This is a genomic window from Ruminococcus sp. AM42-11, from assembly GCF_003480145.1.
Lineage (GTDB): Bacteria > Bacillota > Clostridia > Lachnospirales > Lachnospiraceae > Blautia_A > Blautia_A faecis.
Window position 1 is genome coordinate 129,336 of record NZ_QUIO01000005.1, and the last position, 16,848, is coordinate 146,183.

Consider the following 16,848-nt stretch of genomic DNA (forward strand, 5'->3'; position numbering starts at 1 on the left):
AATCGCTGTCCATTAGTGCCAAAATTCGCGGTCTCAAATCTGTAATATTGCACAAAACCCCAGACAGTCTTAGGAAAATCTACTGATTCAAAAAATCCATGAACCTATTTTAATACAAAATCACCAAAAAAGGAAGAGGAAAGTAGAAAAAATTTACAAATTTCCAGCAAATTTTTTTAACTTTTTCTATAGCACTCCAATTTCAAGCCCTATTTTCCTTTTTTTGCGGTGCGCAAAAGGCTTTGGTAAAGTTTTTCTTTTTACTTACGTTCAATAAATCCCTCACCATGGACTTCACGCACGTCAGACACGATCACAAAAGCATCCGGGTCAATATGGTCTACCAGCTCTTTCAATGCCACGATCTCCTTGCGTCCCACAACGCAGTAAAGAAGCAGCTTGTCCTGGCCGGAGTACATTCCCTTTCCGTGGATTCCGGTCACGCCACGATCCAGTTTGTCCATGATTTCTTTGGAAATCTCGTCAGGCTTGCTGGTAATGATATACGCCTGTTTTGAAAATTTCAGACCTTCGATCAAGCTGTCAGATACCTTTGTTACAAGATAAACGGCGATGATGGCATAAAGTGCTTTCTGCACACCGAACACATACATACCTACAAGTACGATGGCTCCGTCAATAAACTGCATAATCTGGGCAATGGAGTAATGGCGGAGCTTCCGCTGCAGCAGTGCCGCCATCATGTCTGTGCCCCCGGTAGTTCCTCTTCCAAGAAACACAAGTCCGATTCCAATCCCCTGGATTACACCACCATAAACGGCTGCCAGCAAAAGATCATTTCCTGCAATATCAAATGCCGGAAGAACCGCCAGCCAGAATGACAGGCAGATTTCTCCCACCAGTGCCCTTTTCACAAACTGGAATCCACTGAGCTTCATTCCGATCAGAAACAGCGGGATATTCAGACTTAAGTTTGTGATCCACAGCGGGATGCCTCCCGGCACGACTCCCTCCGTCCACTCTTTTACCAGGATCGCAATACCGGAAAAGCCTCCGGTTACCATCCCGGACATATCGAAAACACTGTTTATGGCAGTTGCCATAAGGGCTGTACCAACAATGATCATCAGATAATCCAGGAAGGCAGCTTTTTTGTTATTTTGGAACATGACATTACCTCCGTATTCTGCTTTCTTATTCATCATCCTCCAATTGCTTTGTAAGATATCTTCCAACGATTTTGGAAAATCCGGTAATATTTCGGATATATGCAAAATCCTTTCCAAAAATCTTCTTCTCCGTCGCCAGATCTTTCTCTTCCCCGGCAAAAACACCCAGCACGCTCACTCCCTGGCTGCGCAGCTTACGGATCTGCGCTGCGGTGTCGGTAATTGCGTACTTCCCATGATACGGTGCCGGATTCTTCGCATTGGGTCGATTGACAATAACGTCGTAAGGACGTCCATCACTGAGAATGATCAGAATCTTTTTCTCTTCCTCCCGGTTCAGCAGACCGTATCCTGCTGCCCGGATGGCAAGTCCGTCACGGTTGTTGGATGATGTTACATAGTTAAATATATTTTCATTTGCACTTCTTGGGTCGTCATATTCTCTGAAGCGATGGAGAATGGTATAGTCCCAGAAAGTGCAGTAGCTCATCACTCTGTGGGGCAGCTCGGCATTGCTAAGTGCCTCGCTGATAATGTAGGCCTGCAGCGCTACCTCGCCCTGTCGGCTCATCTGGGAACCACTGGCATCGATCAGCACATCCACCACAAAATCAGAAGAATCTCCCTTCAATTCCCGCCTAAAAACCTGTGCATCACTGCTTCTTCCAAGCCGCCACAGCCTTGATGGAACAATCATTCCTCTGTCTGAAAGAATCTCCTGATTTTCACTTTTGATGACCAGTGACTTTTTCAGCATTTCTGTGAGAAGAGAGATATTCCGCTTCACAATGCGGTGTTTGTCATGATAAAGCCAGATATTCTTATTTTTCAACCTTTTTGCATATTCATACTGGTAATTTCGTTTTACCGGACTTTTCAGAATTCCCTCAGTAAAATACAGGCTGCAGTCGCTGTGGATGTCACGGCACATCAGCTGGTTTATCCGCTTCTCTTCCAGCTCGCTCAGATAAGTTTTTCCAAAATTCAGTTCCACATAGGTGTGGGCTTTTTCCAAAGCCTCCGGAGGCAAAACTGTAATTTTCTGTTTCGACTGCCTTTCCTCTTCCATCTCCCGGGTGACATCCACATTCTCCATACCCGCCACATTGGAGGTAAGCTGCTCCATATAGCTTTCCAGTGCGTCCTCATACATTTCTTCGGAAAGATAGTCGTGCCAGTCGAACTCCGTCAGATCCTCCATAGTGACAGCAAGCACCTGCTCAAGGGTTGCCTTTTTGGAAAAATCGGGGTCAGCAACTTCATTGTATACCGTGTCTATGATGCGGATTAAAGACATTGTATCCGCAGTCTCTGCTGCGCTGGAAATCAAGTCAATATAGTGATAGATTCCTTTGTATTTTCTATCTTTTTGTTCTTTTTCCGTTATATTTGTTATAGTTTTGTTTGATGCATCCGCATTTTCCCCTCTGTCAATCCGCCTTCTCAGCAGGTTCACTCTCAGATAGCCCAGTTTATCTGCTGCCGACGGCATAGTCTCATATTCCTGATCCAGTATGTCCTCGCAGGCTTTCCTCTGCATCTCCCAGATTCCAGGGCGCTGTTCACAGATCCGTTCTCCGATGGCTTCTTCAATACAGAGCTGTGAAACAAAGGTAAGCGCAGCTTCATCCGCGCCCATGAAGATTTTTTTCACCAGATACATTCCCAGAAAATCTTTATCGAAGAATTTCGCCAATGCGCCCTGCTTAATTCCATCATACAATGCAATATCCTTTGACCTGAGGAACAGGGAAACATCCGGCTTCATCTGCTGGGTGTAGTCCCCACTGATGGTCCAGAGCAGATTTCGGATACGGTTTTCCAGCTCTAATTGATAATCCTGGAGATTCAGTTCTTCACAGTTATCCTCTCTTGCCTGAAAATTTTCGCTTTTCTCCGCTACAGGTACTTCCATTGAAACTTTTTCTGATTTCTTATACCCAGCTGCAATTTTAATTTTTTCTTTCCCAATAGCTGATTTCTTCAAAAATTCCTCTGCATCTTCAAGATCAACCAATTTGGCAGAAATTTTTAAAGATTCGTTTTCTTTATTCTCCATAAACATCTTCCCGGGTCCAGCCCTGTGGAATTCTGGTTCGCACCACATCCTCCACGATTTCCTTCTCAAACACATCAAATGTTTTATTCACAATGCCCATGCGTACCGCCTGCCATGGGGAAAGCCCGGTACGCACGATCTTCATGGCAGCAAGCAGGCCGCGAAGATCCAGCGGCTTTGTGGAAATTTCACTGTTCATGGATTTCTGCTGCAGATCCAGAAATACTCCCATAAACTGCTCCACAGCCTCTTTCTTTGCATCCGGGAACATCCTGTTGAAAATAAATCCAAGCGTTTCCTCATTCTGTGCCGGCATGTCGATTACCAGAAAACGGGAAACCAGAGCCTCATTCAGCTCCTTGGTTCCGGCATACCCGTAATTCATGGTTCCAATAAATCTTGCCGCCGGGTGAAGGTCTATTTTGTCATATCCTGGCACATCAATAGACCGGCGGTAATCCAATGTGGCGTGAAGTACAGAAACCGCATCATTCTTCGCCATATTGATCTCATCCAGAATACCGAATCCGCCTTCCTCAGCACACTGGTAAATGCTTCCCTTACGCAGCTTCACCTGATTATCCACGAAAGTATCTGTTCCAATCAGGTCACCGCTGTTTGTATTCACATGAAAGGACACATTATACACCGGTCTCCCGAAAATATATGCCAGATTCTCTGCCAGCACATTCTTTCCCGTAGCCTTCGGTCCTGCCAGAAGCAGATTCTCCTGCTCCAGCACCGCTGCCATGGCCATCTCCAATGTTTCCTTCCCATAAAATGGCAGCGCCGGCTTTATCCGTCTGTGCTTCGCTTCCTCTGAAACACCATATTCCTGTCGAAACTCTTCTGCCGCCTTAATAAGCGCCGCACTGACGCCTTGTTCCTCTAAAAAATCAAATTCACTCATCTTTTTCCTGCTTTCACTTTACCTCTTTAATAGAAAAGAGGACTGCGGCTACAGTCCTCCTGATCACTTTACGGCTCAAACACCAGATCTCCATAAGATGGCATCGGCCACATATCTTTATCCACTAACATTTCCAGTTCGTCAACCGGCTCTCTTAATTTCTCCATTGCCGGAACCAGTTTCTCTCTGCAGAACACTGCCCTGTCACGTCCTTCCGGATGCGTCTCGATCTGATCTACCAGCTTGCTCAGCTTATTCATGGTACTGTTCACTTCTTTCAGAAGCTTGCTTGCTTTCTTCAGAAGATCCATCTGAACGCTCACGTCAATTGGTCCAACTGCCTTCACCTGATTGATGGACTCTGCCAGTACAGTTGTATACTTGATAACTGCCGGAATGATCTGCTTGGTTGCCATGTCCACCATGGTTTTCGCTTCGATGTTAATTGCTTTCGCATAAATCTCATACTGGATCTCCGCTCTGGACTCCAGCTCAGTCTTTGTAAATACTCCAAATTCTCCGAACAGTTCTACAGCCTTATCTGTAGTAAGTGCCGGAATGGCATCTACCATAGATGGCAGAACAGGAAGTCCGCGGCGGCGTGCCTCTTTTTCCCATTCAGGAGCGTAGCCATTGCCGTTAAATACGATTCTCTGATGCTGGGTAGCATATTCCTTGATCAGATCATGGACTGCCAGATCAAAGTCTTCTGCGCTCTCCAGAACATCGCAGGCTTCCTTAAACGCCTCAGCAGTAATGGTATTCAGCACCACATTGCATGCGGAAATGGAATCCTTGGAACCAACCATACGAAACTCGAATTTATTGCCGGTAAAAGCAAAGGGTGAAGTACGGTTACGGTCTGTAGCATCCTTCATGAAATCCGGAAGCGTCTTAACGCCTGTATCCATTTTCTCCCCGGTCTTACTTCTTGTAGCAGTACCAGTGCTGATCAGCTGCTCCAGCACATCCTCAAGCTGCTCTCCAAGGAAAACCGAAATAACAGCTGGCGGAGCTCATGACCGCCAAGGCGCTTGTCATTTCCAACATCTGCTGCGGACTCACGAAGAAGATCTGCATGCTTGTCAACTGCTTTCAGGATACAGGTCAGAACCAGAAGGAACTGAATGTTCTCATGTGGTGTCTTACCCGGCTCCAGAAGATTAATTCCGTCATCAGTAGTCAGGGACCAGTTATTGTGCTTACCGGAACCATTCAAGCCTGCAAAAGGTTTCTCGTGAAGCAGACAGCGCATGCCGTGACGGCTTGCCACCTTTTTCAGGATACGCATCATGATCTGGTTGTGATCTGCTGCAATATTAACAGGTGCATAGATCGGCGCAAGCTCATGCTGTGCCGGTGCAACCTCATTGTGCTGGGTCTTGGCTGTAACTCCCAGCTTCCAGCACTCTTCATTTACTTCTTTCATATATGCGGAAACTCTCTGACGGATGGTTCCGAAATAATGGTCATCCATCTCCTGTCCTTTCGGAGGCATGGCTCCGAAAAGAGTGCGTCCGGTGTAAACCAGATCCTTTCTCTGCATATATTTCTCTTTATCAACAAGGAAATACTCCTGCTCTGCACCAACAGATGGTGTCACCCGTTTGGAGGTCGTATTTCCGAAAAGTCTGAGAAGTCTTAACGCCTGTGTATTGATGGCTTCCATAGAACGAAGAAGCGGTGTCTTCTGATCCAGCGCTTCTCCTGTATAGGAACAGAAAGCGGTAGGAATGCATAAGGTTCCACCTGCTGCATCATGTCTTACAAAAGCCGGTGAGGTACAATCCCATGTTGTATAGCCTCTTGCCTCAAAGGTGGCACGAAGTCCGCCAGATGGAAAAGAAGATGCATCCGGCTCTCCCTTGATCAGCTCTTTACCAGAAAAGCTCTGAAGGACTTTTCCATTCTCCATAGGTGCGGTGATAAATGCATCGTGCTTCTCTGCAGTTACGCCTGTAAGGGGCTGAAACCAGTGACTGTAATGAGTGGCCCCCTTCTCGATGGCCCATTCCTTCATCTCGTGGGCAACCACATCTGCAACCTCCATGGAAAGCTCCTTGCCCTCTTCAATGGTTTTCTTCAGCTCTTTGTAAACCTTCTTCGGCAGACGGTCCTGCATGACGGAATCATTGAATACATCACATCCGAATAATTCCTTCACATTAACATAATCTCCCATTGTTCCTCTCCTCTCGTTCATCTCGCTGCTTATTTCCCCAGGCTGCCATTTATCTGCGGTACCTTCTCTCCATAAACAACGATTCATCACACATTACTGGTTCTTATTTTTTCACATGTAAGCACTTAATGCTTTCACAGGTGCAAGGCAAAAAACGCGCAAAAATTCTCTCTGGTGATACCAGCCGGTCTCACCCTGTTTACTTGTCGCTCTTCAGGCAAAGATTCAGTGCCTGCTGCAGATTCTCAATCTCTACCAGCCTTGGGCTTCCGCCGTACTCACCATCCAGTGTCCATGCTACTTCTTCCTCTGCTTCAACTGTAAGCTTCCGGGCCTTGAAAGAATAGATCAGGTCAGAATTATCCTCCATGTTGAGAAGATTCCGGACAATCTCCTGCATTTCCAGCGGGTTCTTAGGCTGTACAATCAAAGTGACCTCAAAAAGGCCGTCGTTCATATCCACATCCTTGGTCAGGTTCTTAAATCCGCCCACAGATCTGGAATTGGTGACCATGCCGTAGATAAAATTATCTTCGATCACACCATTCTCTGTTGTCACTTTCATATGGTAAGCCTTGATATCCAGAAGTCTCTTGGCACCTTCCAGGACATAAGCAAGATGGCCCAGAATGTTCTTCAGATCCTGACTTGTCTCATACGACACATCTGTAAAAAGACCAAAAGCAGCTACATAGGCAAAAGTCTGGCTGTTAAATCTGCCTACGTCGCATCTGTAAATCTCTTCCTTCATGATCATAGATGCCGCATCCAGCATATTTTTCGGCATAAAAAGGCTGTTGGCAAAGTCATTGGTGCTTCCTGCCGGTATGTATCCGACCGGAACCTTGCTTCCCACCTCGGTAATTCCTGTAACCACTTCATCCAGCGTGCCGTCACCGCCGCTACAGACGATCAGATCCACCTTGTCCGCATATTTCTTCACCTGTTCATAGGCATCCTTCGGGGCCTGAGTTGCGCGGATGATCACCTCATAACCGCCTTTATTAAAGATATCTACTATATCCATCAGAGATGTCTTGATCTTGCCCTTCCCTGCTTTGGGATTAAAAATAAATACCAGTTTTTTCTCCAACTTCATTCCTCTTTTTCATTACCATTTATTTTACACATAAAATCAATTCACATATGATACTATAAAAAAAAGAGGGCAAAATGTCAACGCTTTTGCCCTCTTTTATAGTCTTTTTAGAATTAAAACAAGCTAAATTTTTTTGGTCTGTTCTGCTTATTTTTGGAAAAACTGAAGCATTTCTGTTCCATTTTTTATATTCTTCCTGCTTAAGCCTCACGCACAGCGTCCTTCATGGACTTTACATAGTCCTTTACATATGGGACGCAGTTTTCTCCATGTGCGGCACAAATTTTCACAATGGCGGAGCCTACAATCGCACCGTCGGACTGGGCAGCCATTTTCTTTGCCTGCTCCGGGGTGGAGATGCCGAAGCCTACTGCACAGGGAATGTCCTTTGCAGCTTTTACCAGCTTCACCATCGCTCCGATATCGGTGGTGATCTGGGTTCTGGTTCCGGTTACGCCAAGGGAGGAAACGCAGTATACGAAGCCATTTGCCTCTTTTGCAATCCGGGTGATCCGGTCGTGGGATGTGGGGGCGATCAGGGAAATCAGCTCCAGACCATACTGTTTGCAGACCACATCGAACTCCTCTTTTTCCTCAAAAGGTACATCAGGAAGAATCAGTCCATCCATTCCAATTTCTGCTGCTTTCCTGATGAAACGCTCTGTTCCATAGGAAAAAACAACGTTTGCGTAAGTCATAAATACCATTGGGATACTGGTTTTTTTACGGATTTTTACCACCATGTCAAAGATCTTGTCTGTGGTTACTCCGCCGCTCAGTGCACGCACATTGGCTTCCTGGATCACAGGACCTTCTGCTGTCGGGTCGGAAAACGGGATTCCAAGCTCAATAAGGTCTGCGCCTGCTTCCTCCATTGCATAGACAAGCTGCTCGGTGATCTCCAGAGATGGATCTCCGCAGGTGATAAATGGGATAAATGCTTTTCCTTTTGCAAATGCTTCTGAAATTCGGTTACTCATGGATATCCTCCCCTCTGTATCTTGCGATTGCTGCACAGTCTTTGTCACCCCTGCCGGAAATGGTAATGACTACGCACTGATCCTTGCCCATCTGCGGCACGATTTTTCTTGCATAAGCAACAGCGTGGGCGCTTTCAATGGCAGGAATGATTCCTTCTGTTTTGGAAAGATATTCAAAGGCTTCTACTGCTTCTTCATCTGTTACAGGTACATACTGGGCACGGCCAGTGTCGTAAAGGTGGGCATGCTCCGGTCCGATTCCCGGATAATCCAGTCCTGCGGAAATAGAGTAAACCGGCGCGATCTGTCCGTACTCGTCCTGGCAGAAATAGGATTTCATTCCATGGAAGATTCCAAGTCTGCCAGTGGCAATGGTGGCTGCGGTCTCTGCAGTATTTACGCCACGGCCTGCTGCCTCGCATCCGATCAGCTGTACATCTTTGTCTTCAATAAAGTGGTAAAAGGTTCCGATGGCATTGGAGCCGCCGCCTACACAGGCAAGGACTGCATCTGGAAGCCTGCCTTCTTTTTCCAGCATCTGTTCTTTGATTTCTTTGGAGATAACTGCCTGGAAATCGCGGACAATGGTTGGGAAAGGGTGAGGGCCCATAACGGAGCCCAGTACATAATGGGTATCTGCTATACGGTTGGTCCATTCACGCATAGTCTCGGATACCGCATCTTTCAAGGTGGCAGTTCCTGAGGTTACAGGATGAACTTTTGCTCCAAGGAGACGCATCTTATATACATTTAATGCCTGGCGCTCGGTGTCTTCTTTTCCCATGAATACCTCGCATTCCATTCCCATAAGGGCTGCTGCTGTGGCTGTGGCTACACCGTGCTGTCCGGCTCCAGTTTCCGCGATGACACGGGTTTTGCCCATTTTTTTTGCAAGAAGCACCTGACCTAAGACGTTGTTGATCTTGTGGGCGCCGGTGTGGTTTAAGTCTTCTCTTTTTAGATAAACCTTTGCGCCGCCAAGGTCTTCGGTCATGTGAGCTGCGTAGTAGAGGCGGGATGGTCTTCCTGCATATTCATTTAAAAGTTCTGTAAGCTCCCGGTTGAATTCCGGGTCGTCTTTATAATGGTTGTAGGCTTCTTCCAGTTCGATCACTGCGTTCATCAGGGTTTCGGGGATATACTGGCCGCCGTGGATTCCAAATCTTCCGTTTGACATAGTGTTGGTTCCTTTCGTTTCGCTGTTTTGTATATGAATTACTTTCTTCACTCTTCACTCTAAATCTGCTTCTCGCTCTTTTCTATATGCTTCCAGTGTATTAATCTGCTTCAGCATACGGGCAATCTGCTGGATTTTCACCCGGTCTTTTCTTCCATCGGTTTCCAGGCTGCTGCTCAGGTCTACAGCCCATGGGTGTAAGGTTCCGATGGCGCTGCGGAGGTTTTCGGGACCGATTCCTCCGGCAAGGAAGAATGGGCGGCGGACTGTGGGAACCAGGGTCCAGTCGAAAGGTTCGCCGGTTCCTCCTGCGCCCTGATCTAAGAGGATGTAGTCGGCAGGGCTTCGAAGAGCCCGCTGTACATCTTCAGGTGTTTTTATGGAAAAGGCCTTGATTACAGGCTTTCCGGTCATATTCTGGATTTTTTCGATATAGTCTTCGTCTTCATCCCCGTGAAGCTGGGCTGCCCATAGGGTGCCATCTCTTAATAAGGAAATGGGGAGTTCCGGGGCAGCGTTTACGAATACACCTACGGGAAGGATTTCCTTGTCCAGTCCCTTAACCAGGACTTTGACCTGTTCTGCCGTAAGGCTTCGTCTTCTTCCTGGAACTTCAATTATGAATCCCGCAAAATCCGGTTTTGCTCCATTTACGGCTTCAATATCCTCTTTGCAGGTCAGACCGCAAATTTTTAATTTTGCCATACTGTTTCATTCCTTTTCTTTAATTTTTTATTTTCCAACTATTTTATCAGCACATTGTACATCTTAGATTGCCAGAGCGTGTTTGAAAAAGGCTTTCTGCAAGATGTGCGTCACAATTTGTGGGAGATTTTGCCCGGATGAGGACGCCGTAGTTGGCTACGGCAACCGAATTCGGGTGAAATATACCGCAAAGTGGGACGTGCATGGAATATCACTTATCACCATGAGTCAGCTCAGACAATCCCTGCATTTAATGCCCCAAGTGCCGCTTTCTTGTCAGGGCTGCGCATTAAGGTCTCCCCGATCAGGACTGCATCTACTTTGTTTTCATATAATATACGGATATCCTCCGCTGTCTTAATACCACTTTCGGAAACAAACACCGTATCAGCAGGTGCCATGTTCCGCAGTCTGATACTGTTTCCCATATCAACGGTAAAATCATGGAGATTCCGGTTGTTCACTCCCACGATTTTTGCTCCAAGATTCAAAGCACGGTCCACTTCCCACTGATCATGAGCTTCTACCAGAGCATCCAGCCCCAGCTCCTGTGCCAGTTCCCCAAAGGCTTTTAACTGGCTGTTATCAAGAATCGCACAAATCAGAAGTACAGCGGAAGCCCCAAATGCTTTTGCCTGGTAGAGCATGTACTCATCTACTGTAAAATCCTTTCGAAGCACCGGAATATTCACTGCCTGGGAAATTTCCTGCAAATACCTGTCTGCGCCCTGGAAATAAAAGGGCTCTGTGAGACAGGAGATTGCAGAAGCACCGGCCTGCTCATATTCCTTTGCAATGTCCAGATAAGGAAAATCTGGTGCGATCAATCCTTTTGAAGGAGATGCTTTTTTTACTTCACAGATGTAAGACATTCCCGGCTTTTTTAATGCTCCAGAAAAGAGATTTTTTCCTCGGCATGTTTCGCCAGATCGGAATTCTGCTGTGAGATAAGTTCCCTTAATGGGAATTTAAATTTTTCCTCCGCAATACGCTCTTTTGTGCGCGCTGCTATCTCGTTTAAAATACTCATTCTATCTCCTGTAAAACTCTCTGTGATGTCATTCTCTCTTGTCGTCATCTTTATCCAAATGAGTTATATTGTTATTTTTTTTAGTGTTATTTTGTTTTGTGATGTGATTATTGTTATTTTTGTTATTATTTGTGTTTATTTTTCACTCCAGATTACTCTTTTGTATAAATTCTTCCAGTTTCTTCAGGGCAGCCCCGCTGTCGATCAGCTGCTCTGCCATCTTCACACCTGCTTCAATGGAAGCTGCTTTGCCTGCAATATAAAGTGCGGCACCAGCATTCAGGCAAACTGCATGACGTTTCGCACCTGTCTCTTTGCCTTCCAGAATTGCTTTTGTGATTTCGGCGTTCTCCTGCGGGGTTCCTCCCTGAAGCTCCTCTTTTGTGCAGCGCTCATAGTCAAACTGCTCCGGAGTGAGTACATAGGATGTAAATTTGCCATCTTTGATCTCACATACAGAAGTCGGTGCACTCATGGAAATTTCATCCAGACTGTCCTGTCCAAAGACAACCATTCCTCTTGTTACTCCAAGATTTGCCATAACCTGCGCAAGAGGCTCAACAAGGGCTTCATCATAAACACCCATCAGCTCCATATTGGCGCCAGCCGGGTTGCTTAACGGTCCAAGAATATTAAATACAGTACGGATTCCCAGCTCTTTACGGATTGGAGCCACATACTTCATTGCAATGTGATAGTTCTGGGCAAACAGGAAGCAGATTCCGATTTTTTCCAAAAGCTCCTGGCTTTTTTCCGGTGGAATTGTGATCTTAACGCCCAGAGCTTCCAGCACATCTGCGGCTCCTGATTTTGAAGAAGCGGCTCTGTTTCCATGCTTTGCTACCGGTACACCTCCTGCTGCGATCACAAGGGAGGCAGTAGTGGAAATGTTAAAGGAATTGGAGCCGTCTCCACCAGTACCTACGATTTCCAGTACATCCATGTCATGAAGCAGCTTGATGCAGTGTGCTCTCATGCCTGCCGCGGAAGCGGTAATCTCATCAATAGTTTCCCCTTTCAACGCCAGAGCAGTCAGATAGGCTGACATTTGTACCGGAGTAGCTTTTCCGCTCATAATCTCGTCCATTACCTCTTCTGCTTCCAGATAGGTTAAGTTCTGTTTCTTCGATAATTTGATAATACTTTCTCTGATCATTTTTTCTGCTCCTCTCTGATGTTGTCCTTTATAAATTGTCAAATCTGACTTGCGCTTCCAGAGCGTGTTTGAAAAATCATTCCCGCAATCTGCACGCCCCACTTTGCGGGAGATTTTGCCCGAATTCGGTTGCCGTAGCCCGCTACGGCGCCCTCATCCGGACAAAATCTCCCACAAATTGTGACGCACATCTTGCAGAAAGCCTTTTTCAAACACGCTCTAGAAAATTCTCAATCATCTTCCTTCCATCGGGAGTCATAACAGACTCAGGATGAAACTGTACACCATAAACCGGATATTCCTTATGCTCCACTGCCATGATTTCTCCATCTTCTGCTCTGGCTGTCACAACCAGCTCCTCCGGAAGAGTCTCTTCTATTGCTGCCAGGGAATGATATCTTGCTGCCGGGAACTTTTTCGGGAGTCCTTTAAACAGGACATTGGAACCGCACTGGATCATCTCATCTCTTTTCCCATGCTTCAGTTCTTTTGCATAGGAAACCACTCCGCCAAAGGCTTCGCAGATGCTCTGATGTCCCAGACACACACCCAGAATTGGGATTTTTCCAGCGAACTCTTTGATCACCGGAATACAGATGCCTGCCTCCTCCGGTCTTCCAGGACCCGGGGAAAGAACAATTGCTTCCGGTGCCAGCTTCTCTATTTCTCCCAGGGAAATTTCGTCATTTCGAACCACCTGAATATCCGGATTAACGGACCCGATCAGCTGATACAGGTTATAGGAAAAGCTGTCGTAATTATCAATCAGTAAAATCATTCTAATCCCTCCTCTGCCTGGCTGATGGCCCTTACCACCGCTCTTGCCTTATTCTGGCACTCTTCAAATTCTTTTTCCGGTACGCTGTCTGCCACGATTCCGGCTCCCGACCGGATACAGATTTCATCTTTTTTCTTATATACCAGACGGATTGCAATGCACACATCCAGATTTCCTGTGAAATCCACATATCCGATTGCACCGCCGTAAATGCCTCTCTTGCTTTGTTCCAGTTCCTGAATGATCTGGCAGGCACGGAATTTCGGTGCCCCTGAAAGGGTTCCTGCAGGTAAGATGGCATCCACTGCGTCTATGGCATCTTTGCCCTTTTTGATAGTTCCTGTTACTGTGGAGCCCAGGTGCATGACACAGGAATAACGTTCCACAGTCAGGTATTTTTCCACTTTTACGCTGCCAAGCTCACTGATTTTTCCAATATCGTTTCTTCCCAGATCTACAAGCATGTTGTGCTCGGCAAGCTCTTTTTCATCCTGAAGAAGATCTGCTTCCAGGGCTTTGTCCTCTTCCGGTGTTTTTCCTCGCGGCCTTGTTCCTGCCAGTGGGAAAGTGCTTAACTTGCCGTGATCTAATTTCACCAGTGTCTCCGGGGATGCACCTGCGATTTCAATGTCATCACTGGAAAAATAGAACATGTAGGGGGATGGGTTGGTAGCTCTCAGAACACGGTAAGTATCAAACAGGCTGCCCTCTGCTTTTGCCCTCATGGGGTTTGACAAAACCACCTGGAAAATATCGCCCTCGTGGATATAATGCTTCGCTGTTTCCACCATCTGGCAATATTTTTCTTTAGGGAACTGAGGCTGGATTTCAGATTTAAGCCTGATCGGAGGGAAGATTTTTTTCTCACCCTTTTTGATCAGTGCTGTCATTTCTTCCAGTTTTTCACAGGCCTGTTTATAGGATTTTTCCAGATCCTCTGTCATCACACCTGTGATGAGAAGAACCTTCTGGCGGTAGTGATCGAATGCGATCACATCATTAAACAGCATCAGATCCAGATCCCGGAAATCCTGCTGTTCCTTATCTTTTAGCTCCAGCTTCGGCTCACTGTATTTGATGTAGTCGTAGGAGAAGTAACCTACCAGACCGCCGGTAAATGTGGGCATATCGTCCATAACCGGACTTTTATACTGACTGATGATTTCACGGATGGCATCGCTGGATGGGCAACCTGTCGAACCTCTTCTGTACTGCTTTCTGCAGCATTGCCGCTTCTGCCAAAAGTTTCCGTCTTACTGGTTTTTCGAATTCGCAGGATTCCGTCTGTACAGGTGATTTCCATGGAAGGGTCATATCCCAGAAAAGAATATCTGCCCCACGCTTCGCTCTGGCTGGCGCTTTCCAGCAGATAGCAGTGATGACTTGCCTTTTGCAGAATCCGCATCATCTCTACTGGTGTGTAGCTGTCTGCGTATAACTCTTTGCAGATTGGAACTCTTTTGTAATCTCCTGCTGCCATTTCCCTGATCTTATCAAATGTTGGATACATAGAACACCTCCCGATTTATTTCCTGAACAGTGCACGTGCCGCATCCTCACGGAGCGTTTTGGGGTGTAACAGGAACATTACGGAGTAATTTTCTAGTACACAAAAAACCCGTCCAGGACAGAATTTCCATATCTGTCAAGGACGGGTCTGAATATTCACCCGCGGTGCCACCTTGCTTCACGATAAAATCGTGCTCTTAACGGAATACCATCATATTCCTGACAACTGACGTATGTCCTACGTCGCATAATACTTGGCTTCTGCAGAATCTACTTTCATGCTTCAATCAGATATGTCTGCAATTCTCTGCATTTGTTCTGCACGCATTCTGCCTTTCCATGCGCCCTCAGCGGCCCATTTAACAAACTGCCTTACCGCCCGGCTCTCAGCCTCCCGGACTCTCTGTGGGTGCACGATTGTTTTTATTCCCGCTTCATCGGTTTAGTTCGTTGAATTGAATTTTTATTTAAAATAGCATACAGGCAATGAATTGTCAAGCAATTTTTTCATATTTTATAAACATTTATTAAAATTGATTTCCTCTAAAGTAAAAAATCTGCCTGTGAATTTTCTCATCACAGACAGATCTCACATTATTATATTAATTTACTTACTGCTCTTTTTCATAAAGAAATTCTTCCGGTAAAGTAACATGAAAGTCTTTGGCTACTGCGCGGAAATCATCAGGAGTAATGGTCTGAAGCTTACGCGGTGCCATGGACATTACCTTCACCAGAATTTCTGCCGACTTCTCTACTGTATGGAGAAGGCCAAAGGTCAGGTCAAAGTCCTCACCGGAGCAGAACATTCCGTGATGTGCCCAGATGACAACGTCATATTTCTTCATCAACTCCGCTGTTTTTACTGCAATTTCTCTTCCGCCTGGTACCATCCAGCCTACAACGCCTACACCGTCTGGAAAAACAACCGGGCATTCTGTTGCAGACTCCCACAGTTCTCTTGTAAATACCTTGTCATCCAGTGGAAGGACAAAGGTTAATGCGATGGTGTTGGTTGTATGTGCGTGATAAATAACACGATGTCTGCCGTTTGTAAGCTTCTTTTTTACCTCATGATTCATAAGGTGGGTTGGAAGCTCGCTGGTTGGACGGCCGCCTTCTACCAGTCCCCAACGGATTCTGTAATTAACGCCTTTATCATCCAGTTCAATGATTGCAAGACATGCTTCCGGGTCAACTGCTATGTTTCTGAAATATTTGCCGCTTCCGGTTACCAGAAAAAACTCTCCTGCAAGTCCCGGCACCTCTGTGCCGATAGGCTGCCACTCGCCTGGTGCATTCAGACGTGGACGGATCATTTCTACTTCTTCTGCTTTCAGACGATAGCTTAAGTTTCCGCCATTTCTCTCATGCCAGCCCTGCTGGAAACCATCGTCTGCCATTTTGATAAAGCCCTTCATAAATTTGGAATCTAAAATCTTCATACCATCTTCTCCTCTTCTATTTTTCGTATCGCCAACTGACGTTTCCTAATAGGAAAAACAATTGTCAGCTGATCGCAATTATGATCTCAGAGCGAGTTTGTAAGCCCTTTCTTATGAGACCATACGAATACGCTGCGTCCGTTCTTTTTCTTCTTGCAGGTATCCGGTATGCTTTTGTTTGTTCTTCTTGTTTACAGACTCAGTATAACACCAATTCTCATTTTGGAAAGAACCTTACTTGCCAAATTGTTTTCCGCTTTTTGCAAATAAGGACCCAAAATAAAAATTTCTGTTTCTAGAGCCTTTTTTTCCAATAAAATAGTAAAAAAATATAATTCTAAATTTTTTGAAAAAAAGTAAAAAAAGTTGTTGACAATTTGCGACAGTTGATAGTATAATAGCAAAGCGAGCTGCGGGAGAGAAATAAATTTCACAGTTTGTATATGGGGTCTTAGCTCAGCTGGGAGAGCATCTGCCTTACAAGCAGAGGGTCACAGGTTCGAGCCCTGTAGGCCCCATACTTATGAAATGAATATGGCGAGATAGCTCAGTTGGCTAGAGCACGCGGTTCATACCCGCGGTGTCGAGGGTTCGAATCCCCCTCTCGCTACTTTGCTGATAGTCTTTTATACGCACAGACTTTTCAGCAAAAAGTTTTTTAATTGAATATGGCGAGATAGCTCAGTTG

Annotated in this window: 13 protein-coding genes, 2 tRNA genes and 5 pseudogenes; 4 read left to right on the forward strand and 16 right to left on the reverse strand. The window is 45.9% G+C overall.

The features are described 5' to 3' along the window. Positions 1–260 precede the first annotated feature (260 nt). From DW904_RS05100 to DW904_RS25000, 9 genes and pseudogenes are all read right to left on the reverse strand, one after another. The gene (locus DW904_RS05100) at positions 261–1,130 is read right to left on the reverse strand and encodes a YitT family protein (protein ID WP_118578378.1); all 870 of its coding nucleotides are present in this window, start codon (positions 1,128–1,130) and stop codon (positions 261–263) included. Between the two features lie 25 nt (positions 1,131–1,155). Next, on the reverse strand, positions 1,156–3,189 hold the full coding sequence (locus DW904_RS05105) for a nitric oxide reductase activation protein (protein WP_347562025.1): 2,034 nt from the start codon (positions 3,187–3,189) through the stop codon (positions 1,156–1,158). Then, on the reverse strand, positions 3,179–4,099 hold the full coding sequence (locus DW904_RS05110) for a MoxR family ATPase (protein ID WP_118578362.1): 921 nt from the start codon (positions 4,097–4,099) through the stop codon (positions 3,179–3,181). The genes DW904_RS05105 and DW904_RS05110 overlap by 11 nt, the downstream gene beginning before the upstream one ends. 68 nt (positions 4,100–4,167) lie before the next feature. Continuing rightward, positions 4,168–6,281: pseudogene (locus DW904_RS05115) on the reverse strand (glutamine synthetase III). 199 nt (positions 6,282–6,480) lie between these two features. After that, on the reverse strand, positions 6,481–7,380 hold the full coding sequence (locus DW904_RS05120) for a diacylglycerol kinase family protein (protein WP_334285775.1): 900 nt from the start codon (positions 7,378–7,380) through the stop codon (positions 6,481–6,483). A 200-nt stretch (positions 7,381–7,580) separates the two neighbouring features. Beyond that, positions 7,581–8,360 (reverse strand): tryptophan synthase subunit alpha, encoded by a 780-nt coding sequence (gene trpA / locus DW904_RS05125; protein ID WP_118578364.1) that lies wholly within the window; start codon positions 8,358–8,360, stop codon positions 7,581–7,583. Further along, a complete protein-coding gene (trpB, locus tag DW904_RS05130; protein WP_118578365.1) occupies positions 8,353–9,537 on the reverse strand; it encodes a tryptophan synthase subunit beta in 1,185 nt (394 codons plus the stop codon). Before trpB ends, trpA begins: the two co-directional genes overlap by 8 nt. Positions 9,538–9,591: 54 nt before the next feature. Continuing rightward, positions 9,592–10,242 (reverse strand): phosphoribosylanthranilate isomerase, encoded by a 651-nt coding sequence (locus tag DW904_RS05135; protein ID WP_118578366.1) that lies wholly within the window; start codon positions 10,240–10,242, stop codon positions 9,592–9,594. A gap of 46 nt (positions 10,243–10,288) precedes the next feature. Continuing rightward, the gene (locus DW904_RS25000) at positions 10,289–10,447 is read right to left on the reverse strand and encodes a DUF6783 domain-containing protein (protein ID WP_306467786.1); all 159 of its coding nucleotides are present in this window, start codon (positions 10,445–10,447) and stop codon (positions 10,289–10,291) included. On the opposite strand from DW904_RS25000, the pseudogene DW904_RS25005 reads away from it, so the two are divergent. Further along, positions 10,384–10,603 (forward strand): annotated as a pseudogene (locus DW904_RS25005) (DUF6783 domain-containing protein); the annotation flags it as partial. The gene DW904_RS25000 and the pseudogene DW904_RS25005 sit on opposite strands and share 64 nt — an antisense overlap. On the opposite strand, the pseudogene trpC reads toward DW904_RS25005, so the two are convergent. The 4 genes and pseudogenes from trpC to DW904_RS25015 all read right to left on the reverse strand — a co-directional run. Beyond that, positions 10,557–11,114 (reverse strand): annotated as a pseudogene (gene trpC / locus DW904_RS05140) (indole-3-glycerol phosphate synthase TrpC); the annotation flags it as partial. The pseudogenes DW904_RS25005 and trpC overlap by 47 nt on opposite strands. Before the next feature lie 11 nt (positions 11,115–11,125). After that, entirely contained in the window at positions 11,126–11,272 is a 147-nt protein-coding gene (locus tag DW904_RS25010; RefSeq protein ID WP_202187672.1) for a hypothetical protein, read from the reverse strand. Between the two features lie 142 nt (positions 11,273–11,414). Beyond that, on the reverse strand, positions 11,415–12,428 hold the full coding sequence (gene trpD / locus DW904_RS05145) for an anthranilate phosphoribosyltransferase (protein ID WP_118578368.1): 1,014 nt from the start codon (positions 12,426–12,428) through the stop codon (positions 11,415–11,417). 38 nt (positions 12,429–12,466) lie between these two features. Continuing rightward, positions 12,467–12,619 (reverse strand): DUF6783 domain-containing protein, encoded by a 153-nt coding sequence (locus DW904_RS25015; RefSeq protein WP_319017267.1) that lies wholly within the window; start codon positions 12,617–12,619, stop codon positions 12,467–12,469. Between DW904_RS25015 and DW904_RS25020 the strand changes: the two are divergent. Next, positions 12,557–12,703: pseudogene (locus tag DW904_RS25020) on the forward strand (DUF6783 domain-containing protein); the annotation flags it as partial. The gene DW904_RS25015 and the pseudogene DW904_RS25020 sit on opposite strands and share 63 nt — an antisense overlap. Here the strand turns inward: DW904_RS25020 and DW904_RS05155 are convergent. From DW904_RS05155 to rhaD, 3 genes and pseudogenes are all read right to left on the reverse strand, one after another. Further along, positions 12,637–13,206, reverse strand: a complete 570-nt coding sequence (locus tag DW904_RS05155; RefSeq protein ID WP_118578370.1) for an aminodeoxychorismate/anthranilate synthase component II — start codon at positions 13,204–13,206, stop codon at positions 12,637–12,639. The pseudogene DW904_RS25020 and the gene DW904_RS05155 overlap by 67 nt on opposite strands. Next, positions 13,203–14,716: pseudogene (gene trpE, locus DW904_RS24475) on the reverse strand (anthranilate synthase component I). Before trpE ends, DW904_RS05155 begins: the two are co-directional and overlap by 4 nt. 610 nt (positions 14,717–15,326) lie before the next feature. Then, positions 15,327–16,160, reverse strand: a complete 834-nt coding sequence (gene rhaD / locus DW904_RS05165) for a rhamnulose-1-phosphate aldolase (protein WP_118578371.1) — start codon at positions 16,158–16,160, stop codon at positions 15,327–15,329. A gap of 445 nt (positions 16,161–16,605) precedes the next feature. Here rhaD and DW904_RS05170 point away from each other — a divergent pair. Continuing rightward, a tRNA-Val gene (locus DW904_RS05170) sits at positions 16,606–16,678 on the forward strand. An 18-nt stretch (positions 16,679–16,696) separates the two neighbouring features. Next, positions 16,697–16,770: transfer RNA gene (locus tag DW904_RS05175), tRNA-Met, on the forward strand. The last annotated feature ends 78 nt before the right edge of the window (positions 16,771–16,848 follow it).

Coding starts and splice junctions, on each gene's coding strand:
- DW904_RS05100 (WP_118578378.1), bottom strand. CDS start 1,130: ATGTTCCAAAATAACAAAAAAGCTGCCTTCCTGGATTATCTGATGATC.
- DW904_RS05105 (WP_347562025.1), bottom strand. CDS start 3,189: ATGGAGAATAAAGAAAACGAATCTTTAAAAATTTCTGCCAAATTGGTT.
- DW904_RS05110 (WP_118578362.1), bottom strand. CDS start 4,099: ATGAGTGAATTTGATTTTTTAGAGGAACAAGGCGTCAGTGCGGCGCTT.
- DW904_RS05120 (WP_334285775.1), bottom strand. CDS start 7,380: ATGAAGTTGGAGAAAAAACTGGTATTTATTTTTAATCCCAAAGCAGGG.
- trpA (WP_118578364.1), bottom strand. CDS start 8,360: ATGAGTAACCGAATTTCAGAAGCATTTGCAAAAGGAAAAGCATTTATC.
- trpB (WP_118578365.1), bottom strand. CDS start 9,537: ATGTCAAACGGAAGATTTGGAATCCACGGCGGCCAGTATATCCCCGAA.
- DW904_RS05135 (WP_118578366.1), bottom strand. CDS start 10,242: ATGGCAAAATTAAAAATTTGCGGTCTGACCTGCAAAGAGGATATTGAA.
- DW904_RS25000 (WP_306467786.1), bottom strand. CDS start 10,447: ATGCACGTCCCACTTTGCGGTATATTTCACCCGAATTCGGTTGCCGTA.
- DW904_RS25010 (WP_202187672.1), bottom strand. CDS start 11,272: ATGAGTATTTTAAACGAGATAGCAGCGCGCACAAAAGAGCGTATTGCG.
- trpD (WP_118578368.1), bottom strand. CDS start 12,428: ATGATCAGAGAAAGTATTATCAAATTATCGAAGAAACAGAACTTAACC.
- DW904_RS25015 (WP_319017267.1), bottom strand. CDS start 12,619: ATGTGCGTCACAATTTGTGGGAGATTTTGTCCGGATGAGGGCGCCGTA.
- DW904_RS05155 (WP_118578370.1), bottom strand. CDS start 13,206: ATGATTTTACTGATTGATAATTACGACAGCTTTTCCTATAACCTGTAT.
- rhaD (WP_118578371.1), bottom strand. CDS start 16,160: ATGAAGATTTTAGATTCCAAATTTATGAAGGGCTTTATCAAAATGGCA.